This window comes from Streptomyces yokosukanensis, from assembly GCF_001514035.1.
GTDB lineage: Bacteria > Actinomycetota > Actinomycetes > Streptomycetales > Streptomycetaceae > Streptomyces > Streptomyces yokosukanensis.
The window spans coordinates 236,009-262,569 of the sequence record NZ_KQ948210.1; the positions used below are offsets into that span (position 1 = coordinate 236,009).

The 26,561-nt window shown below is 71.6% G+C and carries 20 protein-coding genes and 1 pseudogene; 5 read left to right on the forward strand and 16 right to left on the reverse strand.

The annotated features are described in order from the left end of the window. Positions 1–34: 34 nt before the first annotated feature. From AQI95_RS13845 to AQI95_RS13865, 5 genes are read right to left on the reverse strand one after another with little or no spacing between them, the layout of a single operon-like run. Positions 35–700 carry a TRM11 family SAM-dependent methyltransferase gene (locus AQI95_RS13845; protein ID WP_159056516.1) on the reverse strand — a complete coding sequence of 222 codons (666 nt, stop codon included), beginning with the start codon at positions 698–700 and terminating at the stop codon, positions 35–37. Positions 701–710: 10 nt separating this feature from the next. Continuing rightward, positions 711–1,976, reverse strand: a complete 1,266-nt coding sequence (locus AQI95_RS13850; protein WP_067122152.1) for an MFS transporter — start codon at positions 1,974–1,976, stop codon at positions 711–713. Beyond that, on the reverse strand, positions 1,973–3,334 hold the full coding sequence (locus AQI95_RS13855) for an ATP-grasp domain-containing protein (protein ID WP_079071243.1): 1,362 nt from the start codon (positions 3,332–3,334) through the stop codon (positions 1,973–1,975). The genes AQI95_RS13850 and AQI95_RS13855 overlap by 4 nt, the downstream gene beginning before the upstream one ends. Continuing rightward, on the reverse strand, positions 3,331–4,632 hold the full coding sequence (locus tag AQI95_RS13860; RefSeq protein WP_067122155.1) for an ATP-grasp domain-containing protein: 1,302 nt from the start codon (positions 4,630–4,632) through the stop codon (positions 3,331–3,333). The genes AQI95_RS13855 and AQI95_RS13860 overlap by 4 nt, the downstream gene beginning before the upstream one ends. Further along, the gene (locus tag AQI95_RS13865) at positions 4,622–5,650 is read right to left on the reverse strand and encodes a PLP-dependent cysteine synthase family protein (protein ID WP_244188734.1); all 1,029 of its coding nucleotides are present in this window, start codon (positions 5,648–5,650) and stop codon (positions 4,622–4,624) included. Before AQI95_RS13865 ends, AQI95_RS13860 begins: the two co-directional genes overlap by 11 nt. 227 nt (positions 5,651–5,877) lie before the next feature. Here AQI95_RS13865 and AQI95_RS13870 point away from each other — a divergent pair, with 227 nt between their 5' ends. The 3 genes and pseudogenes from AQI95_RS13870 to AQI95_RS13880 all read left to right on the forward strand — a co-directional run. Beyond that, the gene (locus AQI95_RS13870) at positions 5,878–9,801 is read left to right on the forward strand and encodes a non-ribosomal peptide synthetase family protein (RefSeq protein WP_244188735.1); all 3,924 of its coding nucleotides are present in this window, start codon (positions 5,878–5,880) and stop codon (positions 9,799–9,801) included. Between the two features lie 406 nt (positions 9,802–10,207). Further along, positions 10,208–11,050, forward strand: a complete 843-nt coding sequence (locus tag AQI95_RS13875; protein ID WP_067122161.1) for a hypothetical protein — start codon at positions 10,208–10,210, stop codon at positions 11,048–11,050. Positions 11,051–11,154: 104 nt separating this feature from the next. Further along, a pseudogene (locus AQI95_RS13880) lies at positions 11,155–11,532 on the forward strand (AfsR/SARP family transcriptional regulator); the annotation flags it as partial. A 47-nt stretch (positions 11,533–11,579) separates the two neighbouring features. On the opposite strand, the gene AQI95_RS13885 reads toward AQI95_RS13880, so the two are convergent. Continuing rightward, the gene (locus AQI95_RS13885) at positions 11,580–12,653 is read right to left on the reverse strand and encodes a methyltransferase (protein ID WP_244188736.1); all 1,074 of its coding nucleotides are present in this window, start codon (positions 12,651–12,653) and stop codon (positions 11,580–11,582) included. Positions 12,654–12,795: 142 nt separating this feature from the next. After that, on the reverse strand, positions 12,796–13,863 hold the full coding sequence (locus tag AQI95_RS13890; protein ID WP_067122164.1) for a polyprenyl synthetase family protein: 1,068 nt from the start codon (positions 13,861–13,863) through the stop codon (positions 12,796–12,798). A 355-nt stretch (positions 13,864–14,218) separates the two neighbouring features. Between AQI95_RS13890 and AQI95_RS13895 the strand changes: the two genes are divergently transcribed. Further along, positions 14,219–14,800, forward strand: a complete 582-nt coding sequence (locus AQI95_RS13895; protein WP_067122166.1) for a hypothetical protein — start codon at positions 14,219–14,221, stop codon at positions 14,798–14,800. Then, the gene (locus tag AQI95_RS13900) at positions 14,797–14,979 is read left to right on the forward strand and encodes a hypothetical protein (RefSeq protein WP_067122168.1); all 183 of its coding nucleotides are present in this window, start codon (positions 14,797–14,799) and stop codon (positions 14,977–14,979) included. Before AQI95_RS13895 ends, AQI95_RS13900 begins: the two co-directional genes overlap by 4 nt. 132 nt (positions 14,980–15,111) lie before the next feature. On the opposite strand, the gene AQI95_RS13905 is transcribed toward AQI95_RS13900, so the two are convergent. The 9 genes from AQI95_RS13905 to AQI95_RS13945 all read right to left on the reverse strand — a co-directional run bounded on the left by AQI95_RS13905 (position 15,112) and on the right by AQI95_RS13945 (position 26,539). After that, a complete protein-coding gene (locus tag AQI95_RS13905; RefSeq protein ID WP_067122171.1) occupies positions 15,112–16,554 on the reverse strand; it encodes a nitrosuccinate lyase in 1,443 nt (480 codons plus the stop codon). Beyond that, a complete protein-coding gene (locus tag AQI95_RS13910) occupies positions 16,544–18,565 on the reverse strand; it encodes an FAD/NAD(P)-binding protein (RefSeq protein WP_167361943.1) in 2,022 nt (673 codons plus the stop codon). The genes AQI95_RS13905 and AQI95_RS13910 overlap by 11 nt, the downstream gene beginning before the upstream one ends. A gap of 110 nt (positions 18,566–18,675) precedes the next feature. Continuing rightward, a complete protein-coding gene (locus AQI95_RS13915) occupies positions 18,676–19,851 on the reverse strand; it encodes a hydroxymethylglutaryl-CoA synthase (protein WP_067122173.1) in 1,176 nt (391 codons plus the stop codon). Between the two features lie 4 nt (positions 19,852–19,855). Continuing rightward, a complete protein-coding gene (locus AQI95_RS13920; protein WP_159056517.1) occupies positions 19,856–20,914 on the reverse strand; it encodes a hydroxymethylglutaryl-CoA reductase in 1,059 nt (352 codons plus the stop codon). Beyond that, positions 20,911–22,002 (reverse strand): type 2 isopentenyl-diphosphate Delta-isomerase, encoded by a 1,092-nt coding sequence (gene fni / locus AQI95_RS13925; protein ID WP_067122176.1) that lies wholly within the window; start codon positions 22,000–22,002, stop codon positions 20,911–20,913. The genes AQI95_RS13920 and fni overlap by 4 nt, the downstream gene beginning before the upstream one ends. Continuing rightward, positions 21,999–23,117, reverse strand: coding sequence for a phosphomevalonate kinase (locus tag AQI95_RS13930; protein WP_067122179.1), 1,119 nt, complete (start codon positions 23,115–23,117; stop codon positions 21,999–22,001). The genes fni and AQI95_RS13930 overlap by 4 nt, the downstream gene beginning before the upstream one ends. After that, positions 23,114–24,169 (reverse strand): diphosphomevalonate decarboxylase, encoded by a 1,056-nt coding sequence (gene mvaD / locus AQI95_RS13935; protein WP_067122182.1) that lies wholly within the window; start codon positions 24,167–24,169, stop codon positions 23,114–23,116. The genes AQI95_RS13930 and mvaD overlap by 4 nt, the downstream gene beginning before the upstream one ends. Then, positions 24,159–25,166 carry a mevalonate kinase gene (gene mvk / locus AQI95_RS13940; RefSeq protein WP_079071245.1) on the reverse strand — a complete coding sequence of 336 codons (1,008 nt, stop codon included), beginning with the start codon at positions 25,164–25,166 and terminating at the stop codon, positions 24,159–24,161. Before mvk ends, mvaD begins: the two co-directional genes overlap by 11 nt. A 56-nt stretch (positions 25,167–25,222) precedes the next feature. Then, the gene (locus tag AQI95_RS13945) at positions 25,223–26,539 is read right to left on the reverse strand and encodes a cytochrome P450 (protein ID WP_079071246.1); all 1,317 of its coding nucleotides are present in this window, start codon (positions 26,537–26,539) and stop codon (positions 25,223–25,225) included. Positions 26,540–26,561 lie beyond the last annotated feature (22 nt).

Below are 26,561 nucleotides of genomic sequence, written 5' to 3' on the forward strand. Positions count from 1 at the left end.
GCGGCCGGCCGACGATCACCGGGGCCGGCCAGCCTCACTTCTGGGCCATCAGCAGATACTCGTGCGACCGGTTCGTGCGCATCGGGTCGTCGTCCTCCTTGACCGGCCAGTCGTAGAGGTGGATGCGCTCGTCTCCCAGGGTCAGATGGCGTCCGAGCACCCGCGCGGCGTCCCAGGCCAGCGGGACGAACCGGTCGGCGATCCGGCGGTTCTGGACGGCGACGACCGCGTAGGCGCCCGGCCTCATCACCCGTGCGACGGCCGCGAAGGCCTCGTCGAGCGCCAGCAGGTAGGCGTCGTAGTCGCGCAGCGCGTACATCTGGCCGGGGTCGGGCGCTTCCAGGTCCAGGTCGGTGCCGAAGTACGGCAGGTCGCACAGGACCAGGTCCACGGTGCCGGGTTCGAGCGGGGGCCTGCGGGCGTCGCCGCAGAGCATGCGCTGCTCCGGGAAGCGTGCGACGCGTTGCCGCGCCTCCTGTGCGCGCGACGGGTTGATCTCGATGCCGACCCCGAGCCGTCCCTCGGCCGCGCAGGCCACCAGTGTGGTGCCCCAGCCGGCGAAGGGGTCGAAGACCAGATCGCCGGGCTCGGTCAACTCGGCTATCAGCGGGCGGAGTTGGCTGACGAGACCGCTCTGCCCAGGGACCTCCTCCTCGGTGAACTCCGGGTCCTCCGCGCCGAGCACACGCCAACTGGACATCCCCATGGGGTCACGCAACCTCTCTGGTGGACCTGGATTCGGACACGTCTGGTACGGCCCCGGGCGGTTCCGGATGCACCGCGGCCCGTGGCAGCCTGCGCTCAAGGCGCAGCACGCCCAGCGCGGAACCCGCCGTGCCCGCCGCGAGGAGCAGCCACATCCCGGTGGCCGACAGCGACAGCAGCGCCGTGAGCACGGTCGGCGCCAGGGCGATGGGCACCGCCCACGACAGCTGGTAGACCGCGAGGTGGCGGCCGCGTGTCTCCTCGGGCGCGGCCTGGGCCACCAGCGCGGAGGCGGTGGCGCCGTGCAGCAGCTCGCCCACGGTGAACATGGCGGTCGCGACGAAGACACCGGCGATCAGTGCCGCCCCGGTCGACAGGCTGCCGAGCACCGCGAACGTGACGAAGGACAGCGCGAAGATGCCCGCGCCGAGCGCCACCGCCCGCGTTCTGCGGTACGTGACCAGGTGCCGGGTGACCGGGATCTGCAGCAGGGCGATGCCGACCGTGTTGACCGCGTACACGATGCCCACCAGCGAGACGGGCGCGTCCAGTTCACGGGTGAGGTACACCGGCAGGGCCACGGACAGCACCATGTACGCGAAGGCCGTCGGGATGTTCAGGAGCGTCAGGCCCAGAAACGGGCGGTTGCGCGCCACCATCCGGTAGCCGCCCCTGCGGGAGACCCGGCCGCCGGCCGGCCGCGCCGACGCGCCGACGCGGATCGTGCTGAGCAGCGATGCCGCGAGCACGTAGCCGGCGGCGGCACCGAGTACGACGACGTAGAACCCGGAGTCGTCGAGGGCGAGGGCCGCGCCCGCGAGGAGGCCGCCCAGGCCCATCCCGGCGTTGCGCAGGCTGCGTTGCAGGGCGAGCAGCTTGTCCCGGTCGGCGCCCTGCACGATCTCCGCCACGAAGGACTGGATGGCCGGTGGGTAGGAGGTGTCGCCGAGGGCGACGGGCAGCACCACCGCGAACATGGCCGCGGCGTTGTCGACGAAGGGATAGACGCAGAACGCCGCGGCGCGCAGCAGGTATCCGCAGACCAGGACGGCACGGGCGCCGAAGCGGTCGATGAGGACGCCGGAGACCGGGTTGCTCACCAGCCCGATCACCGAGGCGGTCGTGACGATGGCGCCGACCTCGGTGAGCGGCAGCCCGGTGACGTGGTGGAAGTAGAGGAGCGACAGCGGCACGTACATGCCGCTGCCGGTCGCGTCCACGATCATGCCCGCCATGTACTTGAAGCGGACGGACGACCGTTTCTGCCTCATGACGCCTCCGTCCGTCCGTCGGGCGCCGCGGGCCGCACCGGGGTGCCGTACCCGTTCCCGGGCAGCGGCACGATCTGCGTCTGCGTGACGATCCGGGCGCCGAGGGCGCGCAGTGCGCGCTCGCACGCGAGGCGGGTCGGGGCCGAGCCCACCGCCGCCGTGAGGAAGTCGGCGGAGCCCGAGGCCGGGGCGATCACCTGCCCCTCCTCGGCGAAGAGCCAGAAGCCCTTCACCCACTCCTCGTCCGGGGCCGCGGGCAACGAGCGCACCAGGCCGGGCCGCTTCATCGTGAGCACCTGCCCCGACATGCAGCGAGGACGCAAGCGCCCGCGCTCGTCGACGGCGCCCTCCAGAGCGGGCAGCGGCAGGCCGGCCTCCGCGCGGGTCACCTGCACGGCGAGCTGGATCCCGAAGAGGACCTCGAAGACCTCCCGGATCTTGGCGCCGCCCGACCGGGCCGCGATCTCGCACAGCACGAGTCGGTCGTCGGGCGTGTGGAAGACCTCCGCGTGGAAGGCGTGGGTGCGCAGCCGGGAGCCCTCCGGCTTCAGGGCCGCCAGCGTCCGCTCGATCAGCAGGAGCAGCCGCGGGGTGAGCGGGTCGTCCACGTCCAGGGTCAGGTCGACGCGCGGACCGGGGTCGGTTCCGAACGAGGCCAGGTCGTACTGGTACTGGGAGGGCCAGGCGGCCACGGTACGGCCGTCCACCACCAGCCCGTCGACGTGGCACATCCGTCCGGGTACGAAGGCCTCGACGAGCAGGTCGTCCCGCGCGCCGTCCCGGTAGGCCCGTGCGAGCCGCTGCTCCAGCTCGTCCTGGTCGGCGATGATGCTCAGACCGATGGAGTTGTAGCCCGCCCGGTCCTTGAGCACCACGGGGAACCCGTGCCGTGCGGCGAACGCGCGGGCCTGCTCGGCGGTGCCCGGCACGGTGTGCGGGGCGACCTCGACACCGGCTCCGCGGGCCAGCCGCTTCATCAGGGCCTTGTCGCGGAACGGCATGATGTCGGCGCTCCACGCCCCGTCGAGGCCGAGGCGTTCGCGCAGCCGGGCGGCGAGGGCCACATCCGCCTCGTGGTGGGCGACGACATGGGTGATCCGGTACTTCTCGGCCAGGGCGAGCGCGCGGGCCGGCACCCGGTCGTCATCGAGGGTGTCGAAGAGTTCGAGGTGGGTGAAGTCGTGGTCGGTGTCGTCCGGAAGCCGCTCGCCGGCCGACTCGATCTTGTCGCGGGCGGCGAGGACGACGAGGTCTCCGGGGTACGGGGCGTGGCCGTCGAGGCCGGGGGCATCGCCGTTCAGCCACTGCCGGTAGGGGAAGGCGGCGAGGGGGTTGCGGTGCAGGACCAGGACGCTCATGCCGGGATCACCGTCCGGTCGCTCACCGGTGCCGCCGTTGCCAGGCCGGGCCGGCCGTCGGCACCCGTCAGCCGCACCTTCACCACGGCGCCGACGAGTTCGGCGCCGCGCCGTATCGCGGCCGTGGTGTCCTCGCCGGTGACGGCGACCAGGCCGAGGCGGTCCCAGTTGTCCCGCAGGGGACGTACCGTCTCCCCGGGCCTGGCGCTGATGCGCACGGCGAGCACGTCCGCCAGGGCCTGTGCCTCGGCCACGCCGTCCACCGCGTCCACGACGTCGCCGGGCCGGCCCACCACGGACCGTACGGCGGCCCCGCCGTGCGCCTTCGGACGATCGGGGAGCCGCTCGGCCAGGCCGAAGGGCGCGGCGAGGGCGAGTGTGACGGTGTCGATGCCGTAGACGCTGTGCACCAGGTCGGTGATGGCGTCGCCGGCGATCCGGTTGTGGCTCTCGATGACGCGGGGGCCGTGGGCACCGATGCGGATCTCGGTGTGGCAGACGCCGTCCTTGACGCCGAGCCGGTCCAGGAATCCGATGACGGAGGTGCGTACCTGTTCGTCGACCGCGGCGCCGAGCCGGGCGGGGACCGCGTGCCCCAGTTCGGCGAAGTGCGCGGGGTCGGTGAACTTCTCGGTGACGGCGATGACCACGTGGCGTCCGCCGGAGCTGAAGGACTCCACGCTGTACTCGGGGCCGTCGACGTACTCCTCCATCAGGAAGTCCTGCAGCAGCATCAGCGTCGACACCCGGTCCGTGCGGGTGCCCGACAGCCGCCGCACCTCGGCCCAGACCCGGTCGGCGTCGGCGGGCCCGTCGAGGCGGTGCACGCCGATACTGGCGGTGGCGTCGGTCGGCTTGACGATGAAGGGGTATCCGTGGCGCTTGCCGAAGGCGTCCAGGTCCTCGCGCCCGCGCAGCGGCTGGGCGCGGACTGCGTCGGGGTCGAGTCCGGCCAGGTGCGCGCGCATGACGGCCTTGTCACGGAAGCGCCGGGTCACCGCGTAGCCGGTGCCGCCCAGGGCGAACAGGTCGTTGATGCGGGCCGCGTTCTCCAGGCCCGGCTCGGTGATGGAGGTGGCGGCGGCGAAGCCCGGACTGTCCCAGAGCCGCTCGGCCAGCGGCTCGACCAGGTCCCAGCGGGTGTAGTCGACGATCTCCACGTGATCGGCGAGACGCTCCTGCTCGGCATTGATCTTGGTGGGGTGCTGCAGCAGCAGGACGTGCAGGCCCAGCCGCTTGGCCTTGGCCACGGTTTCGTCGGTGGCACCGACGAGCAGCAGTGAACGCTCACGATTCATGGGTCGGTGGGGCTCCGTTCCTGTGTGGGCCGGGTGTCCGTGCGCCGGCCGTGGCACCGGTCCGCGCCTCGGGGACGTCCTGAGCGGCGGGCCACCAGCTGAGGTAGCGCTCTCCGGTGTCCGGGAAGACGGTGACGACGGTGGCACCGGCCAGGTCGTGCCGGCGCGCGAGTTCCACGCAGCCGTACGCGGCGGCGCCCGACGAGACGCCGACCAGCAGTCCGGTGGAGGCGGCGATGGCGCGGGTCGTGGCGGCGGCGTCCTCGTCCTCGACGGCGATCACCTCGTCGATGACCGTGACATCGGTGACCGGGCTGGTGAATCCGCCGTTCAGACCGGGGATGCGGTGCGGTCCCGGCTCGCCGCCGGACAGCAGGGGCGATCCCGCGGGTTCGACGGCCACGACCGTCAGTTCGGGGTTGTGCTCCCGGAGCCGGCGTGCGATGCCGGTCAGGGTGCCGCCGGTGCCGACACCGCACACCAGGTAGTCGACTCGGCCGCCCGTGTCCCGCCAGATCTCCGGGCCCGTCGTCTCGTAGTGGGCCCGTACGTTGTCGGCGTTCACGTGCTGGGCGGCGTACCAGGACCCGGGGGTCGCGGCGTGGAGTTCCTCCGCGCGCTCCACGCACCCGGCGAAGCCGAGGGCGTGGTCGGTGAGTTCGACGTCGGCGCCCAGCATGCGCAGCGTCAGCAGGCGTTCCCGCGAGGAGTTGTCGGGGAGCACGATCCGGCAGCCGTAGCCGCGGGCGGCGGCGAGCGCGGCCAGGGCGATACCGGTGTTGCCGGAGGTCGACTCGATGATCGTGCCGCCGGGCCGCAGTGTCCCGGCCTCCTCGGCAGCGCGCAGCATGAACAGGGCGGCCCGGTCTTTGATGCTGGACAGCGGGTTCGCCGCCTCCAGCTTGGCCAGCACATGTGTGTCCTCGGGCAGCCCGGCGAGTCTCAGCCGCAGCATCGGGGTGTTGCCCACGAGTTCGTCGAGTGAGCCGACGACGCTGCCGGTGGATAGTTCGGTCACGGGGTCCTCCGGATCGGTTCGGCTCGGCACATGCCATGGGTTCGGTGTGCCCCATGGGCACATGCTCGTCCAGAATCTGCCGCTCCCGGTGCGCGATGACCACGCGATCCATGGTTCGGGTTGCCGCACTGCATCGATTGCGGGGGTCCTTCGCGGCGCCGGTCGTGGCTTGAATCCGTACGTTCGAGCCGGAGGTCGAAGAACCATCCGAGTACGGGGGTGCGTTGATGAAGAGCCAGGAGACCGCCGGGACCTGTCTGCCTGATCTGCTGAACGCTCAGGCTCGTGACCGTCCCGGCGACATAGCCGTGGTCCACGAGGGCGAGTCGCTCACCTTTCGCGAACTGGCCGACCAGGCCGATGACGTGGCACGTAACCTGCACCATCTCGGCGTCGGAGCGGACGACAGCGTGGGGCTCTTCGTCGAGCCCTCGCTGGATCTGGTGATCGGCGCCTGGGGCGTTCTACGCTCCGGCGGCGCCTATCTTCCGCTCTCTCCCGACTATCCGGAGGAACGCATCCGCCATGTCGCCGAGGACGCCCGGATGGGCGTGGTCCTCACGCAGGAATCCCTGCGGCAGCGGCTGACGGAGTTCCTCGCCGCGGACACCGTCGTCATCACACTCGAAGACGTCGCGGAGTTCATGAAGGGCCGCCGCGGCGCGGATGCCGCCGAGCTGCCCGGCGGTCCGCGCCCCTCGGACCTGGCGTACGTCATCTACACCTCGGGCAGCACCGGGAGGCCCAAGGGCGTGGCGATCGAGCACCGCTCCATCGCGCACCAGATGGGCTGGCTCGCCGACGCCTTCGCGCTGGACGCGGACAAGACCGTGCTGCAGAAGACCCCCATCAGTTTCGACGCCGCCCAGTGGGAGGTCCTGGCCTGCGCCGTCGGAAGCCGGGTCGTGGTCGGCTCCGGCGGCATCCATCGGGATCCCCCGCGCGTCATCGAGGCCGTCGTCCGCCATGCCGTCACGACCTTGCAAGGTGTGCCGACGCTCCTTCAGGCCCTGGTCGACTCCGACGAACTCGACCGCTGCACCACGCTCACCCACCTCTTCAGCGGTGGCGAGGCGCTGTCCCGGACCCTCGCGAGGAAGCTGACCCGGACGCTGCCGGGGGCGGCCCTGGTCAATCTGTACGGCCCGACCGAGTGCACCATCAACACCTCGGCGTACACCGTCGACCCCGCCGCCCTCGACGAGGGCCCCGAGACCCTGCCGATCGGCACGCCCGTGGCCGGACTGCGCTATCACATCCTGGACGCCGAGGGCCGTGCGGTGGCGGCCGGTGAGACGGGCGAACTGCACATCAGCGGCGTCCAGTTGGCGCGCGGCTATCTGCACCGGCCCCAGCTCACCGCAGACCGCTTCCGGCCGAATCCGGCGGCGCCGCGGGGTCCCTCGGAGGACGGGCCCGGCCACGGCCGGCTGTACCGCACCGGCGACCTGGCCCACTGGAACCCCGATGGCACCGCCCAGTTCGTGGGCCGGGCCGACAACCAGGTCAAGCTGCGCGGGTTCCGGATCGAGCTGGACGAGATACGCCTGGCCATCGAGGCCCACGACTGGGTGAAGAACGCCGCCGTGCTGCTGCGCACCGATCCGCTCACCGAGGCCCAGAGCCTGGTGGCGTGCATCGAACTCAGCCCCCGGGAGGCCGCCTTGATGGACCAGGGCGAGTTCGGCGGACACCATGTGTCCAAGTCGTCCAGGCTCCAGGTCAGGGCCCAGCTGTCGAGCCCGGGGGTACGGGACGCGGCCGATCTGGCCGGGCGGCCCACCGTACGTCTGCCCGGCGCCACCGCCGACGCCGAGCAGCGGCGCCGGGCCTTCGCCCGCAAGACCTACCGCTTCTACGAGGGTGGCCCGCTGGCGGTCGCGGACGTGCTGGCGGCGATCGGGCGGCGCACGGAGGGGGTCGGTCCGCGGCGCCCCGAGGAGCTGACCCGGCACGAACTCGGCACGATTCTCCGCGACTTCGGCCAGCACCTCAGCGAGGAACGGCTGCTCCCCAAGTACGCGTACGCCTCTCCCGGATCCCTCTATGCGGCCCAGCTGTACCTGGAGCTCTCCGGGATCGCGGACCTGGCGGCGGGTTGCTACTACTACCACCCGGTCCGGCACGAGCTGGTGCTGGTCCACCCTCTCGGGGCGGCCGCCCGCCCGGGGGCGCGGGTACACCTCGTCGGCCGCAGATCGGCGATCGAGCCGGTGTACAAGAAGAACATCCAGGAGGTCCTGGAGATCGAGGCCGGGCACATGGCCGGGCTGTTCGACGAAGTGCTGCCGGCCCATGGCCTCGCTCTTGCGGAGGCGGCGTACGACGCGGGTGTGACACGGCCGCTGGGCTGCGGCCGGGACGACCACTACCTGGGCTCCTTCGAGCTGGTGCCCTGGACGGCGGCGCACGCGCAGCCACCCGCGCAGCGCTCCCTCGACGTCTATGTGCAGATCCATCCGGGCAGCGAGGCCGGACTGCCCGGCGGCCAGTATCTGTACCAGGACGGCCGGCTGTGCCGGATCAGCGACGAGCTGGTCCTCAAGCGGCATGTGATCGCCGTCAACCAGGCCGTGTACGACCGGTCCGGATTCGGCATCACGCTCGTCGGCCGCGCCGCCGAGCAGGGCAGGGAGCGGTTGAGCCATATGGACCTCGGCCGCGCGCTGCAGCACCTGATGATGAACTCCGGCAACCTGGGCTTCATGCCCGCCGGTTACAGCTCGCGGGCCGGGGACGACCTGCCCGCCGCCCGGCGCATGGCGGCGATCCTCGGGGAGTGCGGGCGCCCCACCGGGCCCTCGTACTTCTGCGTCGGCGGCACGGTCAGCGACGCCCAGCTGCGTCACGAGGGCATGTACGAGGACCAGGTGCACATGAAGGGACCGCAGGAGCTGATCAGGGACGATCTGATGTCGTCCCTGCCCGAGTTCATGCTGCCCAGCCGGATTCTGGTGGTGCCCGAGCTGCCGCACACCCCCAACGGCAAGCTCGACACCAGGGCTCTCGAAGGGTACGTCGACGCGGCGGCGGCCCGGTCCCTTCCCGTGGTGGAGCCGCGCAACCCGATCGAGGCACGGCTGAGCGGTCTGTGGAAGTCGGTCATGAAGCGGGACTTCGTCTCCGTGCACGACGACTTCTTCCAGCTCGGCGGGAATTCGCTGATGGCGCTCTCCCTGGTCAAGCGCATCAATGAGGCGTTCGGCTGCGCGATGCCGCTGCAGCTGATGTTCGAGGCGCCCACGGTGGCGAAGCTGGCCGAGGCGGTGGGCGCGAGAACGGCCGTGGCCGCCTCCCGGATCACCCCGCTGCGGTCCGAGGGCGGCGGGCGGCCCGTGTTCTGCTGGCCGGGACTCGGCGGTGTCACGATGAACCTGCGGCTGCTCGCCGCCCGTGCGCCCGGCGAGCGGCCCGTCCACGGCATCCAGGCGCACGGCGTCAACGAGGGCGAGACTCCGCTGGCGACCATCGAGGAGATGGCCGCCGCCGATGTCGCGGCGCTGCGGCGCGTCCAGCCGGAGGGGCCTTACACGCTGTGGGGCTACTCCTTCGGCGCGCGGGTCGCCTTCGAGTCGGCGTGGCAGCTGGAGCAGTCGGGCGAGCGGGTGGAGCGGTTGTTCCTGCTGGCACCGGGATCACCGCGGGTTCCGGGTGCGCCTCGGGCGGCTGCGGGCAGGGCGGTGGCCGACTTCGCCGATCCGGTCTTCACCACCCTCCTCCTGTCCGTCTTCGCCGGGTCGCTCCGTGGCCCGGCCCTGCGGGAGTGCCTGCGCCGGTCCGTGGACGCGGAGAGCTTCGCCCAGTTCGTCGACCAGCACTTCCCGCAGCTCGATCCCGGGCTGGTCCGCCGCGTGGTGGCCGTCGTCTGCCGTACGTACGGGTTCACCTACGATCACGTCCCCCCGGCCGCACGCCGGGTCTCGGCGCCCGTGACGGTGTTCCGGGCACGGGACGACGAACCCTCCTTCGTCGAACGCACACCGGGCCGTACGGTGCGGCCGCCCACCATCGTCCAGTTGGAGACCGACCACTACGGGGCGCTGCGCGACCCGGGCGTCGGTGAACTGGTCAAGGCACTCGCGCGCGCCACTTCCCGGGATGCCCCACCCCCGAGCAGCGCTCGCGGCCCCCTTGCAACAGGCCGATCTTGAGAGTGATTTGACGCATCGTCACTGGAGCATGGGTCCAGCATCGCTGAGGTGACCGGCGTCCGTGGTTGCGGCTTCCGGGGCGTTCCCCAAGGATCTGATACGGCGGTGCCGGTCCCGTGAGGAGGGCATGGGGCGGGCCGCCGCGCAGCTAGCCTCGCCCGTGGCCGCGGCGCCGTCCTCGGCCGGACGGCCGCCCGCCCGGCCCTCGGTGGCCGGAACGTGGTCGAGCGAGGCACCGCCGTCCGTGGCGCGCGCCGCAGGAGTGCCGGGGACACCGGGCGGTGTGGAGAGCGGGCCTCACACCGCTCGTCGTACGGCGGCTCCGTCGGGCCGGCGCGGGAACGCAGTGCGTCCTCCGCCTCGCCCGGCTCCGTGCCCAGGTCGAGTCCATGGAAAGGGTGACGTCATGAGCACAGGCAGCAAACAGGCGCCGCGGGACACCCTGTCCCCCACCGAGTCGCCTCTGGAGTCCGTGCTGCGGATCGCCGACACGCTCAGCAGCCTCGAGCGGTACGCCACCGAGGCCGCCGACCGGCTGCTCCTCGCCGAAGGCGCCGCCGCCGAGGCGCCCGGGCGCAGCCGGTACCTGGAAGGGCCGGCGGCCGTGCAGGAGGCGATCACCGCCGTGCTGTGGCGGGCGAAGCGCGAGATCCTCACGGCCCAGCCCGACGAACCGCATCCCGGCGCCGCCCTGGACTGGATCCGTGCGGCGGTCCGCGCCCCGCTGGCACGCGGAGTCGCCATGCGGACGCTCTTCCAGCACAGCGCCCGGTTCTCCGAGCCCGCGAAGAAGTACGTGCAGCAGATCATGGAGCACGGCGGCGTGGAGGTGCGCACGCTCCCGGAGTTCTTCGACCGGCTGATCGTCGTCGACGGCGAGGTGGCCTTCGTCCCCGGTGCCGAACACCCGCACAGCGCGGTGCTGATCCGGGACGGTGCCGTCATCGCGTTCCTCAGAGGTGTCTTCGACACGGCCTGGGTGCGGGCCGAACGGTTCCCGTTCCGCCCGGTACGCGCGGCGGACGCCGCTCGCGAGGTGGTACCCGATGTGCGTCAGGCCATCAAGGCACTGCTGGTCGAGGGCCGTTCGGACAAGGCGATCGCGCGCCGCCTCGGCATGAGCCTGCGTTCCGTGCAGGGCCACATCGCCTCCCTGCGCGAGCAGTACGGCGCCCAGCACCGCTTCCAGCTCGGCTACCGGATGGCACGCGGCGAGCACGGCGTCGCCGCCCGGGACGAGACCCTCTGAAGGCCCCAAGCCGTCGAACAGCCCCGCTCAAGTCCCGCGGACGACACTGGTCGTCGTACACGGCACCGAAATGATCCGGCCACGCCGGACAGGTCGGCAGGGGACGGGTCGGGCCGGTCCTGAAGATTGAGGTCGTACGTCTGGAGGAGAGCCGCCTCGTCACGGTCGAGCGGAGGATCGACGCCGATCTGCGACTCGACCGGCACACGGAACTCATCCCGGAACTCATGGAACTGACGGTGCGCCATCCCGAGCACGAGGGTCTGCACTCACAGGCCATGGTGGCGCTGTACCGATCGGGGCGGCAGGCGTCGGCCCTCGATGTCTACCGCAGGCTGCGCATCCGGCTGATCGAGGGGCTGGGGGTCGAACCCTCGCCTCGGGTACCGCGGTTGCACCAGGCGATGCTGGTCGTCGATCCCCGGCTGGACGTCGTCGCCGGCTCCCGGCACAGCTCGACGTTCGACCTCTACCCCGCCTGAGGCCCCGCGGACGCCCGGCGGTTCGCACAGCCCGCCGGGCGCCGGTGTCAGCCCCGCTTCGTCGCGCTGATGACCACGCGGTTGATGATGGCGTCCGCCGGAATGTCGGCGGGATCCTTGGCGCTCACCTTCGTGACCTCGAACCCGCACTCCTCCAGCCAGCTCCGATAGGTGGAGAGCTTCTGCAGACCGCCGCGCCCCACTACGCAGCCGAGGATGTAGGCGGGGAAGAAGTCGGCCTGGTAGTCGTCCGTGTCCCTGATGTCCTCGGGGTACACGGGCGCGAGGACGACGATCTGCCCGCCGGGCTCCAGCGCTCGGTGGGCGTTCTTGAGGATGGTGAGGACCTCGTCCTTGTCGTGCATGTCGACGAAGTGCTTGAGCAGCACGACGTCGAATCCGCCCGGGAGGGACTCCATGACGTCACCGCCGACGAACGAGCACTGCTCCGCCACCCCCTGCGCCTCGAAGTTCCGCAGGCACTCGGCCTCCAGGGCGGGCCGGTCGAAGGCGGTCACCCGCAGACCGGGCGACCCCTTCAGCTGACAGGTCATGATCGCCCCGAGTCCGTTGCCACCCTGCACGTCGAGCACCCGCGCCCCGGCCGGGACGTCGAAGCTGCGGAAGAACCACGGATAGACGGCGGCGGTCTCGTTCTTGGCCAGCGGGCCCCACGCCGCGCGCACGTCCGCGACCTCGGCCGCCGCCTCGAACATCGTGCCCTCGAAGCCGTACAGCTCCTTCAGGCCGACCACACTGCCGGTCGAGACGCTGTCGGCGAGGTAGTACAACTGCCGCAGCATGCCCGTCTTGATCATGCCCATGAAGGTCAGTACGCGCTCGAGGTCGGTCTCGGCGACGTCCGCGAGCGCGTCGAGGGAGTAGCGGCCGGTCGCCTCGTCCTGGGCGACGAAGCCCTCCTTCACCAGCAGATGCAGCAACTGCTCCACGGCGTCGGGCTTCGCGCCGACGGCCGCGCCGAGTTCGGCCGCGGTCAGGCCGGCCTCCTTGCGCAGCGCCTCGACGATGCCGAGCTCGAAGCAGGCGTGGAGGGTCATGAACCGGGTGGGTCCCACCATGTACTCGCGCATCCGGGCGAGTACGGCTTCGGGGTTGGACACAGCAGTCCCTTCGGATCGACATGTGGAGCAGGGCCCCGCGCGATGCTCCTGCCGAGTATCGGCGGCCGTGCTGGAGCGCCGGTAAAGCGAGGCTGTGGAGCGGCCGCGGGGACGACCCGCACGGTCCGCACGGGCGGGTCTGTCAGGCGTTGCGGTAGGCGACCCGTACGGCCATGTCCACCAGTTCCTCGCGCCACACCTGATCGACGGGCGCGTCGGCGATGGCCTTGCAGCCGCGCTCGACGAGGTCGGCGATGTGCTGTTCGACGTCGGCGGGAACCCCTGTGTCCACGAGACGGCGGCGCAGCTCGTCGGGTGTGTGGCCCGGCTGCGTGATCAGGCGGTGGATGTGCTCGTCGCGCTGCATCGCCCAGCCCAGCAGCAGCGTCATCTTGTGCTGGGTGAAGTCGAGGCCGGTGGGCTTGCCGGTGTCCGCGGAGTCGCCGAAGGCGTCCAGCAGGTCGTCGCGGAGCTGGAACGCCTCGCCGACCGCCTCGCCGTACTCCTCGAAGGCGGGGGCGAGGTCGCCCCGGCCCGCCGCGTTCGCGCCGACCACGAGGGGCCGGTGGATGGTGTACCGGCCGGACTTGATCCTGGCGATCAGGCGGGAGCTTCGGGGGTCGACGGAGAACTCCGTGGCCGCGTGGACGTCCAGGTACTGGCCGATCATCACTTCGGAGCGCAGCCGGTTCCACTCCGGGAGCACCGACGCCGGTGCCTTCGCCATCAGCTCCTCGGAGTAGACGAGCGCGAGGTCACCGACGAGTATGGCCACGCCCTCGCCGTAGCGGCGTGACTCGCCCTGCCATCCGCGGCTGTCGTGCAGCGCCGCGTGCTGTGTGTGGACGGTCGGCACTCCGCGCCGCCGGCTGGAGTCGTCGAGCACGTCGTCGTGGACGAGGGCGGACAGGTGCAGCATCTCCAGGGCCGCGCCGGCTGCCACGATCCCGGGGTCGTCGGGGTCGCCGCCGGCGGCGAGATAGCCGGTGACGCAGAAGGCGGGCCGGATCCGCTTGCCGCCCGATGCGATCAGCTCGGACAGCGCCTCGATGGGGACGACCGCTTGTTCGTGCACCTCGGCCCACGCGTCGCGTTCGCCCGCGAGCAGCGTGCGCAGCGTGTCCTCGACGCGGCGAAGCAGATCGGTGCTGGTGCGGCGGGCGCGGCCGACGTCGTCGTGGCCGGTGCCGGTGGTCGCATCCGGAGTCACAGGTATCTCCTCGGGTTCGGCTGACGGGGCGTGCACGTGGTCCTGAATCTGAAGTTCCCTTTAGAGGCGATCGACTGCGAATGGTGCGCGTTGACACCCCGATCTGGGCCGTGGAAGCCTCGCTGTGCGCCCGGGCCGGAATTGAACGGGCGCAGCCGGGGGCAGGGAAAGTGCGCGACACGTCTTGCCCGTCGGGCAATGGCGCGCCGCTCGCCGAGCCATGCCTGAATCCCTTTCCACGACCTCTCGCTCTTCGCACGGCTCATCGACTCGACTGCGACTGGTGAAATTCACATGGGCCGTTCACGTCATCCGTGACGGGCGCCGGGAAAGCCACCTCAGCTAGGGAGACCGAATGGAGTTCGAATCTGTCCTGTGCGCCTCGCGCATTCGTCAGCTGGAGGGCAATCTGCGCGCGCTCCCCGGTCTCTACCAGGAGAGTCTGCACCAGGTTTCACCCGTGGCCAGGCGCATGCACCACACGCGAGTGTCCGGGAGCCGGAGCAGGGATCACCTGAACATGTCCGCCCTCGACGCACGCCACAACATCCTTGCCATTCTCCAGTCATGGGCCGAGTTCGTGGCCGACGAGCTGGGCGGAGCGGCTCCGACGCGCTCGGTTCCGACCTTGGCGACATTCCTGCTGCACCATTTGGATTGGCTCGTCGGGCAGCCGCCTGCGGATGAATTCGCGGACGAGATCAATGACGTCCGGGTGGAGCTGCTGCGCACGATCGACCCGGAACCCGGTGAACGTCACGCGCCCACCTGGGAATGTGTGGTGCCCGACTGCACCGGAAGGATCACCACGCCGTCGCCCGTGGGGAACAAGGACGGGAGAAGCATCCGGTGTTCGTCGGGACACACCTGGGAGGTGCACGAATGGATCACCCTGCGACCGCTCGTCGAGCGGCGGCGGAAGGCGGTCGACGCATGACGAGACCGCCCCGCCACCGGCTGGTGCCCACCAAGGTGGCCGCACTCGCCGCGGGCGTGTCCGAGGCGACGATCCGCAAGTGGGTGAGCCGCGGCAAGATCACCCGCTACGGCTCACCGGGCCGGTCCGAGTTCGACATAGACGAACTCACACAGCTCGCGCTGCGACGGCAGGGTTAGCCGACGACCGCGCCTGACGACCGCACATCAACACCGCCGCGAAAGCGCGCGCAGGTCGGCGGGGGACCTGCAGGCGTGGAGCGGCCTCGGGGAGCGTCGGCCGCCGGTGAACCGGCAGCCGGCGCTCCCCGTTCATCGTTCGCCGGTGGAGGCCAGTGACCGGGACAGCGCACGGTCCGTCAGCGGGCCGGCGGCTCCGGTGTAGGCCTCCGGCTCGAACAGGTCGGTCAGCCCGGCGTCGGCGAGGACGGCCGACACCCGGCCGTCCTGCCGCAGGACATCGGCCAGCGGCTCCCCGGTGCGCGCCGATCGGGCGGACGCCTCGTTCAGCAGATCGCGTGCCTGAGCCTTGCCGAGCACCGGGGCGAGGACGACGGCGATCCGCTCGGAGACGATCTGCCCTGCGGTGATCCGGGTGTTGGCGCGCATCCGCCGCGGATCCACCGACAGCTGGGAGACGAGTTCCACCGCCTGGTGCGCCGCGCCCGCGGCCAGCCGCAGCAGGGCGCGCAGCGGCTCCCATTCGGCGTGCCAGGCACCGGCGGACCGCTCGTCCTCGCTCGGCAGACAACTCAGCACCGTCGCCGCGAGCTGCGGTGCCTGCAGTGCGGCGGATCTGATGGCGGTGGCCAGCACGGGGTTGCGCTTGTGCGGCATCGCCGAGGAGGCGCCCCGGCCGCCGGGCGCCGGCTCGTGCACCTCGCCGACCTCGGTCCGGGTCAGGGACAGCACATCGACGGCGATCTTGCCGAGGGCTCCGCACAGGAAGGCGGCGGTCGTGGCCGCGTCCACCACGGGCGTGCGCAGCACGTGCCACGGCACGAGGGGGGCGGACAGCCCCAGTTCGGCCGCGAACGCGTCCGTCAGCTCCCTGACGTAGTCGGCCGGGTCGGCGTCCGGCGCGCAGGCGAGGTATCCGGCCAAGGTGCCGGCGGCGCCGCCGAGTTGGACGGGCAGCCCCTCGGAGCCGAGGGTGTCGATCTTGTGCACCGCGTCCAGGACGAGATGGCGCCAGCCCGCCGCCTTCAGCCCGAAGGTCGTGGGCACCGCGTGCAGGGCCAGGGTCCGGCCCGCGACGAGGGTGTCCCGGTGTTCCCGGGCGAGTGCGGCCAGCGCCTCCTCGACGCGTTCGAGGTCGCGGCGGATCAGCCGCAGGGCCCGGCCCACGACCAAGACGGTCGCCGTGTCGAGGATGTCCTGGCTGGTCGAACCCCGGTGCACATACCGCGCCGCCTCCGGGTCCCGGGCCGCCACGAGCGCGGTGAACTCCCGCACCAGCGCCACCACGGGGTTGGCGGACTCGCGCGCCTGCGCGGCGAGGGCGGCCAGGTCGAGCCGCTCGGCCCGCGCCGACTCGGTGATGACCCGGGCGGCGGCCGCGGGTACCGTGCCGAGCCGGGCCTGGGCCCGGCTCAGTGCCGCCTCGGCGTCCAGCATGGCCTGCAGCCAGGCGCCGTCGGAGACCGAGGCCACGCCAGGGGTGGCCGCCCAGACCGGGGAGAGCAGACCGGTGTCCGCCGGCACCGGTGCCGAGCCGGTCCACGCGTCCGCGGTGCGGCTGGCGTCAGTGGGCATAGCTGAGTCCTTGTCCTGTGTGATCGTCCTGTCCGCGCCCCGCGCGACCGCTGTGTCCACGTCCCGCGTGATCGTCCTGTCCACGTCCCGCGCGATCCTTCTGTCCGCCGCAGGCGAGGGCCGCGCGGGCCAGGGCATCGGAGTCGGTGAGCGTCACCGAGTTGACGCCGGGCCGGATGCCCGCGGCCGTCACCCAGTGCACCGACTCGGTGGGCACGCCGAACGCGAAGCGGCGCGGATGGGCTCGTCCCGCCGCGTCGACCAGGTGGAACGGTCGCCCGGTGACGGCCAGTCCGTCGCTCTCGTAGCTGCCGCCGGAGTGTGTGCGGATGCGGTGGGCGGTGCACTGCCCGGTGGCCAGCAGATGGCGCAGCAGTGGATCGTCCGTCCGGCTCAGGGTGATGTCGGGCAGCCGCGCCTCGACGAGGGCGTCCACGCGGACCTCGGAACCGGGCACGAGCGGCGAGCCGGCGGTGTACCCGGTGCCGTCCACCGTCACCCGCAGGCCCGGCCCGACCACCTGCACCACGTCGGCCTCGATCAGGGCGGCCAGCTCCTCGATGCGCTGCGCGGGCGGGCCGATCGACAAGAACGCGTTGAGGGGGGTGTACCAGCGGTCCAGGTCGGTGCGGTGCGAATCGCCGTGCAGGCCGCCGTGGTCGACCGCGAGGCGGATCTCGTTGCGCAGGTCCCGCAGGACGTCCAGGGCGGCCTTGAGCGGGCCGCTGACATTGCCGGACCGGGCTTGCGCGACGTCCTTTCGCAGGTGTTCGAGGAGCCAGTCGGTGAAGTCCCGTGGACCGGCGAACTGCCGGTCCCGGTAGGGACGCGCGAGCAGTTCCCAGTCCCAGCGGTACTTCTCGCCGATGCCGTACGCCGAGAGGACGGCGTCCCTCTCCCGCTCCCCCGCTCCGGCCGCGAGGAAGTCGTCCTGGAGCCGCTGCGCCCTGGCGTCGTGTCCGCGTGAGGTGAACAGCGTCCGGTAGTAGACGGCCTCGACCTCCCGGGAGATCAGCGGCCACAGATCGTTCCTGAAGTCGAGGCCGCCGTGCTCCTCGCTGCGGCGCAGCTGCGCGATGCGGTCGGCGGTGAGCAGCAGCGGCTCGTGCCGGCCGTGCGGGCCCTTCTCGTTGTCGCCCCGGGCCTGGTACGGCACGCCGCGCCGGGAGCCGGCGTAGATCTGCGGCTCCCGGCCGCTTCGGTGGTAGACGAGCCGCCCGGCGGCCCGTGAGAAGGAACCGCCGCGGCCGACGGTGAGTTCGGCCATGTGGTCGAAGAAGTTCAGTCCGAGTCCGCGCAGCAGCACCCTGGTGCCCGGGGACAGCACGCCGAGGTCGACGTCCGCCGGGTTGGCCGGCGCGATGTGGACCAGGCGGGCCTTGTGCGCCCGGGAGGCGAACTCCCGCTCGGCGGCGGCCGCGCGGGCCGGCAGGTGCCCTTGGCAAAGGATCACGGCGTGCAGGCCCGAGAGCACCGTCCCGTCGTCGAGCACGACCCGCTGCAGGGATCCGTCCCCGGCATCCGGATCGTCGTCGAGGGCCACCGCGAGCGAGGTGTGCACGGTGACCGTCACCCCCGTGGGCGCGCCCTCGACGGTGCGCCGAAACGCCCATTGCAGGTAGCGGCCGTAGAACGCGCGGGTCGGATAGGTGTCGGGGCCGAGCGTGCGGGCTTCGTCGAGGACGGGGTCCGGCCAGTCGCCGGCAAAGCGGCCCTCGACGAGTGCCACGGCCCACTCGTGCAGGCTCGGCCCCGGTTCCAGCGGGCCCCGCAGGTCCACGGAGGAATCGGTGAAGACCGATATCTGTCCGGCCACGGTGTTCATGAGCAGGTGGCGGGACTGGTCGGTGCGCCACACCTTGCCGGAGCCGGGCGGGTAGGGGTCGACGACATGGATGTGGACGGTGCAGCCGTCGGGCTGCGAGCGGGCGTTGGCGCAGAGCCGTTCGACGACCGAGAGCCCGCGCGGGCCGGTGCCTATCAGGCCCACGGCGCAATGTCTTGTTGTCACGGTTCCTGCCTCTGCCGATGTCTGGGGACACCGCGCGGGCCGCGGTCGCCCGCCCGGCTGGGCGCCGATTGCCGTGGTGTCTGGTGGTCTTGGTCCGGGCCGTGCAGGCCCTAGCGCGCCTCGTAGATGCGCTTGTGACCGTGCAGACCCGCCAGCCGGAAGGGGCCGGTGGACTCGGCCGGGGTGCGGTGGTCGCCGCCGTCGGCCGGGAAGGAGTGCTCGTGCAGCGCGCGGTAGCGGGCGTGGCCGACGGGCTTGCGCCGGTCGATCGCCTCGCGGTGCGCCTCGGTGCGCAGGTGTTCCCGGTAGCCGGGGACGACGGTGCCGGCGAAGAACTCGGCGACGCTGCCGGAGCCGTAGCTGAGGAAGCCGACGGCCCGGCCGGTCAGGTCGTCCGCCTGGTCGAGCAGCGCGGCGAGAGCCAGGTACACCGAGGCGGTGTAGCTGTTGCCGATGACGTTGTTGTACTCCGTGGTCAGCCCGAGGTCGCGGGCGACGCGGTCCTCGTCGACGCCGTGGCCGCAGTGGTTCAGCAGGTGACGATGGGCCTTGTACGCCATCTTCGTGAACGGCTGGTGGTAGCAGAACGCGGCGAACTCGTCGAGTGCGCGCCCGCCCTGCTCCGTGTAGTCCTTCCAGCTGCCCTCCACCGCCAGCAGATACGCGCCGATGGACTCCTGCCCGTCGACCAGGGCGGCGTCACGGTAGTTCGGCCGCCAGAAGTCCATGACGTCGGCGGTGAACACGCCCGACGGTTCCTCGATGCGCACGAGCGCGGGATCGGTGCCGACCAGCATGGCCACGGCGGCGGCGCCCTGGGTGGCCTCACCGGGGCTGTCCAGCTCGTACGTGGAGACGTCGCTCGCCACCACGAGGACCCGCTGCGTAGGGTCGCGGCGCACCAGACCGATGGCGAACTGAAGGGCGGCCGTCCCCCCGTAGCAGGCCTGCTTGAGTTCCACGACCCGGGTGGCCGAGGGCAGTCCGAGCAGCGAGTGGACGTAGATGCCGGCCGACTTCGCCTGGTCGATCGAGGACTCCGTGGCGAAGATGACCGTCCGGATCCCGTCGCTGCCGTGCCGTTCGATGATGGGCGCGGCGGCGGCCGCCCCCATGGTCACTATGTCCTCGTCGGCGGCGGCCACACTCATCGACCGCTGGCCGATGCCCTTGTGGTACTTGCCGACGTCGGTGCCGTTGTGCTCGGCGAGGACCGTGTGCGGCAGGACGAACTCGGTCGTCGCGAACGAGAGATCGTGAATCCCTATGGCGGACTCGTTGCCCATTTCCCTAGACACCGGCCTTTGCTGTCTGGTGGTCGCGTTCCAACTGGACGTGCGCACGCATGAGTTCGCCCGGGTTCGTCTGGGCGGCCAGGAGGGAGAGTTCGCCGCACAGCACCGTCGCCGCCGCGAGGACGGCGAGCCGGCGCGCGTTCTCCCCGGGGGCGCGCTCGGCCCGGCAGCCGAGCCGGGTCAGGTTCGACTCCACGAAGTCGAGTCCCTTGCCGTTGCCCACGGAGCCCACGATCAGGTTGGGCAGGGTGCAGGCGAAGTAGAGGTCCGCGTCCCGGTCCTCGGCCATGACGACGCCCTGGGAGCCCTCGACGATGTTGGCCGCGTCCTGGCCGGTGGCCAGGTAGAAGCCGAGCAGCATGTTCGCGAAGTGGGCGTTCGCCGAGCGGATGCCGCCGGCGAGCAGGGTCCCGAGCATGTTCTTGCGGATGTTCAGTTCGACGATCGCGGCGGCCGTCGTGTGCAGGACGCCCTCGACCACGTCGCGCGGCACCAGCAGCTCGGTGACCACGTTCTTGCCGCGGCCGAGGATGCCGTTGATCGCGGTCGCCTTCTTGTCCGTGCAGTAGTTCCCGGAGATCGATCCGTAGGAGATGCCCGGGACGGTCTTCAGCAGGTGCCCGAGCAGCACGTCGGACGCGAGGGTGGCCATGTTGTGGCCGGAGGCGTCGCCGGTGCTGAACTCGAACCGGATGAACAGCAGGTTGGCGTTGATCTCGTGGCGTATGCCGATCAGCTCCGCGAACCGGCTGCAGGTGCGCACGACTTCGCGCAGTTCGCCGATGCGCGCGTCGATGGTCCGTGCGGCGGTGAGCGCGGTCTGCGCGTCCGCCGCCTCCACGAGCACCGACCGGGTCATCCGCTCGTCGACGAGGGTGGCGACGATGCCCCGCTCGCACAGTCGGGAGACCTTCGCGCCCCGGCCCACGGAGGGCCACAGCGGCGACTCGTAGGTGGCGAGCGGGACGTGGGTCTCGGTGGTGGCCACGTTCCCCGAGATGCGCAGGGGACCCACCCAGCGCATCGGAACCCCGGCGGTCGCGTTGTCGGTCATCGTGTGTTTCCCGTCGTCTCGTGGGGGACGTCAAGGCTGCCGGACCGGCGGGCGAGCGACCGGATGTCGATCCCCCGGTCGGCGCAGAAGTCGCGCAGCTCGCCGTGGATCAGCAGATCGCTGTGCCGCAGCGCGGCGGGCGTGCGGGCGCCGAGCACGGTCAGGAGTGCGGCCAGTTGGTCGAGCCACGTCGAGATCTGTGCGATCAGCGCCGCCACCCCGCCGTCGAGCAGCGTGCGCAGGAAGGTGCCGGAGACACCGACGCCGGACGCGCCGAGCGCCAGGGCGCGGGCCACGTCGAGCGGTTGGCGCACACCGCCGGAGGCGAGGACCGGAATCGGGGCGTCCTGCGCGTCCAGCAGGCAGGCCGCGGTGGACTGCCCCCAGCCGGTGAGGTAGGCGTAGTCGGCGAGTTCGCGTCGGCCGTTCTCGATCCGGGCGAAGTCGGTGCCGCCCCGGCCGCCGAGGTCGGCGACCCGCACCCCGAGACCCGCCAGCAGACGGACGGTCTCGCGGCTCAGCCCGAAACCGACCTCCTTGACGATGACGGGTACGCCGGCGCCGGCCGCGATCCTCTCGATCTGCGGGACCCAGGACGAGAACGAGCGGTCGCCCTCCGGCATCACCGTTTCCTGCACCGTGTTGACGTGGATCTGGAGGGCATCGGCCTGGATCAGGTCGACGGCCCTGAGCGCGTTGTCGACGGAGGTCGTCGCGTTGACGTTGGCGATGACGAACCCGTCCGGGTTCTCCTTGCGCAGCACGCTGAACGTGTCGGCGCAGTCCGGGTCCTTGAAGTAGGCGCTCATGGACCCGGAGGCGATGGGCACGCCGGTCTCGTGGGCGGCGACGGCCAGGTCCCGGTTGATGGCACCGGTCCGCTCGCTGCCGCCGGTCATCGCGTTGATGTACAGCGGCACCTGCCAGGAGATGCCGCCGAAGGCGGTGGTCAGTGAGACGTCCGTCCGGTCGAGGCCGGCCAGGGCGTGGTGGACGAACGAGACCTCGTCGAACTGGTTGCGTCCGTCGTGCTGCTGCTGTTGCTCGACGGCGAGCCGTACGTGGTCGTCCTTGCGTTGAGCGATCATCCCTCGTTCCCTTCCGAGGCGGGACGGATCGGCAGGGGTACCACCCCGGCCGCTTCCCATCGTTCGTGCAATCGGGCGATGTCCCGGGGGGCTGTGGCGTCCAGCAGCGCGATGCCGCAGTCGCCGCCGCCCGCCCCTGAGGGCTTGGCCGCGCCTCCGACGGCTTCGGCGGCCTCGCACAGCGCCGTCAGCCGGGGCGTGAAGACACCCAGCGCGACCTCGTCGTCCAGGCGGGCGAGTTCCTGCCGGGCCCGCCGGATCTGGTCCAGCAGCCGCCGGCCGTCGCCGCGCTCCAGTGCGGCGACGGCCGCGCGTACACAGTCGGTGGTGGTGCGAACGAATCGTCGATGGGCCGGGGTGCCGCGCCAGGGCCGACGGTGCAGGTCGGACACCAGGGCCGCGGTGGAGGCCGGGTTCCCGGTCCAGCCGACCTCCAGCGCGAGGCCGTCGGGTGCCGGCAGGCGCCGCACGCCGAAACCGGGCCAGGGCGCGCGGAGCGCCTCCCCGACACCGCGGGCACGGGCGAGGGCCCGTACGGCGGACCGGTCGGGCGCCCGGTAGGCGATCCAGCCGCCCCAGGTGCTGGCGGCGAGGTCGCCGCCGGAGCCCTTGGGGTCGATCTCGGCGGTGGCGAGCAGCGCCAGCCGGAACCGCTCCTCGTCGGACAGCGCAAGGCCGCAGTACGCGGCGACCGCGGCCACGGTCGCCACGGTCACCGCGCCGCTGGAACCCAGGCCGTACTTGGTGCCGTTGTCGTGCAGGCCGCTTTCGACCGATACGTCGAACTCCGGTGCGGGCATGCCGCGTTCGGCCAGCAGCCGGGCCACCGTCTCGATCGCCGACAGCACGTGCACGAGTCCCGCGCGCGCATCCGGCCGGTCCGCGCCGTACGGGTCCAGCCTGCCGTCCCGCCACCGCCACCGCCGGCGTGCGCCGCGCGGGCCGAGGTCGGAGGAGATCCCGACGCCCGCCTCGGCAGGGCCGGTCACGGTGACGGTGACGTGGCGGTCGACCGCCACGAGGATCGCCGGGTTGCCCGGCTCGACCACCGCGTACTCCCCCGCGACGAACAACTTGCCCGGTGCGCGACGGACGACGTCGCGCTGCCGGGTCATCGGCCGTCCCCGCGCAGCAGGCGGGCGCCCGGCCCGGGCGCGGCGACGAGCACCGAGCCGCCCGGGGCGGCGTCCCGCACCGCCTCGGCGACCCGGTCGGCGTCCGCGCGGCGGCACAGCACCTTGACGTTGGGTCCGGCGTCCATGGTGGCGTAGGCCGGGACGCCGTCCCGCCGCAGCCGGAGCACACTGTCGAGGACGGTGAGGGTGGCCGGCGACAGATAGCGCACGGCCGGACGTGCCGCGAGCATGGTCGCGTGCATGCCGAGCGCATTGCGCTCCGCGATCTCCCCGACCGCCTCGATGTCGCCGGCGAGCAGCGCCGCCCGCATCTCGACCAGATCGTCCTTGCTGGAGACGGCCCACGGCTCGTACAGCGGGGAGGTGTCGACGGTGCGGCGCATGGCCACCCGGCTGGACACGGCTTTCGGGCCCGCGTCGACCACGGCGACGACGAGGGCCGGGTCGAGGTCCGCCGCGGGCACGGGCTCGGCGTGGGAGCTGAGGTCGGCCGCCGCGGCGGAGCCGGCGTCCAGGCCCGCGTGCCACACCGCGAAGCCGCCGAAGATGGACCGGGACGCCGACCCGGAGCCGCGCCGGGCGAGCCGCGACAGGGCGGTGGCGTCGAGATCGAGCCCGTACGCGGCCGCCGCGGCGACGGCGAGGGCGGCGAACCCGCTCGCGGACGAGGCGAGGCCGGCCCCGGTCGGGACGGTGTTCTCGCTGTGTACGACGGCCCTGTCCGCGACGCCGGCCCGTTCCCGCACCAGGTCCAGGAAGGCGACGACACGGCGCAGCGCCTCGCCCTCGGCCTGTCGGCCGTCGAGGACCACCGTGTCGTGCCCGGCCTCGGGAGCCAGGTGGACGCGGGTGGTCGTCGGGAAGACGTCGAGGGTCATCGACAGGCTGTCGACTCGGGGCAGTACCAGGTGTTCGTCCCGCTTGCCCCAGTACTTGATCAGTGCGATGTTCGGGTGCGCGACGGCGGTGGCACATCCGGCGGTGCCCCACTCCTGCGCCTGGACGAGGGCGGCCGGGTGTTCAGAGCACATGATCGGCAGGCCCCCTCAGCGGGACGACCCAGGTCTGCACGGCGCCTGCCGCCTGGAGGTCCTGAACGACGTCCCGGGCTCGCTCCGGTCGGGTCAGGGCGATGACACAGCCGCCCAGGCCACCGCCGGTGATCTTGGCGCCGAGGCTGCCCGCCGTGAGCGCGGCCTCGACGAGGTCGTCGATGCCCCGGGTACTGAGCCCGTGCGCTCTCAGCAGATCGTGATAGTCCGTCAGCCGTGAACCGAGTTCCTCCGGCCGGCCGGCCGCGAGGGCGTGCCGGGCCGCTTCGGTCAGCCACGACGCGCGGCGCACGAATCTCTCCTCGGCTCCGTCGTGCTGCTGGAACCCTTCGCGCAGCAGCTTGACCGCGTCCTTGGTACGGCCCACCACCCCGCTGTCCGCGATGACGAACAGGCCGTGGCAGCCGATGCTCAGTTCCTGGACCTCGCCCCGGTGGAACCGCAGCGGGGACAGGGCGCCGACGGCCCGTGCGTCGACGCCGCTGGAGCGGCCGTGCGCCACGTTCTCGGCCGTCTGCACCAGGTCGAACGTCTCGCTCTCCGTGACCTCACGGCCGTGGAGATCGGCGAGGGCATGGACGACCGCACGGGCACAGGCCGCGCTGGAGCCGAGTCCGCGGCCGGGCGGGACGGCGCTGTCGACGGTCACGTCGAGGTGCGGCCCGTCGTCCGTGCCCAGGGTGGCCGTGAACGCGGTGATCAGCCGGCGAAGGCCGTCGGACGCCTGTGCCACCATCGGCCGGGACGGGGCACCGGTCATCGTGAAGGACACATCGCCCGGCCCCTCGGTCCCGCGGCTCGACCAGCGGGCGACGGCCGTGACCGTCAGCTGCGGAACGGGAAGAGCGAGCGCCGGGGCCCCGTACACGACGGCGTGCTCCCCGAGCAGAATGGCTTTGGCGTGGGCACGGCCGATGCCGGCGGAAGGCGTCCGGCGGTCTTCTGACACTCCCTCCGCCGAGGTCGACAGAGTCACAGCAGTCAACTCCCTTGTCGTTTCCGCCGTGAGATCGCCTCACCCAGCGGATCGGGTCACCGCGGCCGGGGAACCATCATGAGGCGGCGGGGGTGAAGCGTGGTCTCCGGCGCCGTGCGGACATGGCCGCCGCGCTCGGTGCTCAGTTTCCATTCCTGCGTCAACACATCGAGGATGACTTCGAGTTGCTGCCAGGCGAACGACTCCCCTATGCACCCCTTCGATCCGATTCCGAAGGGGATGTAGGACGCGTCGATCTTGCTGAGCTGAATGGACGACCACCGGTCGGGATCGAACCGATGCGGATCCGGATAGCGCTCGGGGTCCCGTTGCAGCAGGTACGAACTGAACACCACATTGGTTCCGGCGGCGAGCGCGTGGTCGCCGAGCATGACATCCGAAAGAGCCTTTCGGCAGGAGATCCATACCGGCGGATAGAGCCGCAGGATCTCCATCAGGAACCGGAGGGTGTAGCCGACCCCGCCACCGTCGTCGACGGCGCTTCCGCTGCGCCTCTGCATCAGATCCTTGAGCAGTCTCTCCTCGGCCAGCGGGTTCTGGGAGAGCACGTACAAGGTCCAGGACATGACGGAGGCCGTGGTGACCGTCGCCGCGGTCAGCATCATGACGGCCTCTTCACACACCTGCTCCGCCGTCAGGACGCGGTTTCCCTCTTCGTCGGAGTCCGTCAGGAGGTCCGCCAGCCAGCCCACCGTCGGCCCGGGAGACTCCTGGAGGTCGGCGATGCATGTCGCGAGCAGTTCCCTGAATTCCTTGCGCGCCGCGGACAACCGCCCGGACGCGCCCGGCCGGGCGGCTCGGGCCGCCGACCGGCCGTAGAGCGGCTTCCTGATCATTTCCCAGGCCAGACGGGAAAGTCCCTCGCTCAGCGCCCGCGTCGTCTCGGGCGACAGCCCGGCGATGAGCGTGCCGACGGCGATCGAGCAGGTGATGCGGCACATCTCGGCCTGGACGTCCACAGCGTCCCCGGCACGCCAGGCGGACACGGCGTCACGCACGATGTCCCGCATGGCGGGGACGTAGTCGTCGACCTTCGTCGCCCGCAGATAGGGATTGGCCAGGCGCCGGTAGTGCCGGTGCATGGCCTCGTCCTCCGAGAGCATTCCCACCCGGCTGAGGTTTCTGGCCTTCCGGAAGAGTTCACCCTTTCCGTAGTTCTTGCTCTCGCTCACCAATATCCTGCGGACCAGGACGGGGTCCCTGACGAATACGGCGTCGACGCCGTCCACGGTCAGTCGGCGGAGCCGGCGTCCGCGGAGCAGGTTCTCCATCCGGCTGAATTGGAAAACGGGGGCGGCTTGTTCACTAGGATCGTCCCGGCCCAAGATTGCCGAGTTCGTCCGACTCGTCATTGCACTCACCTCTCGGACACAG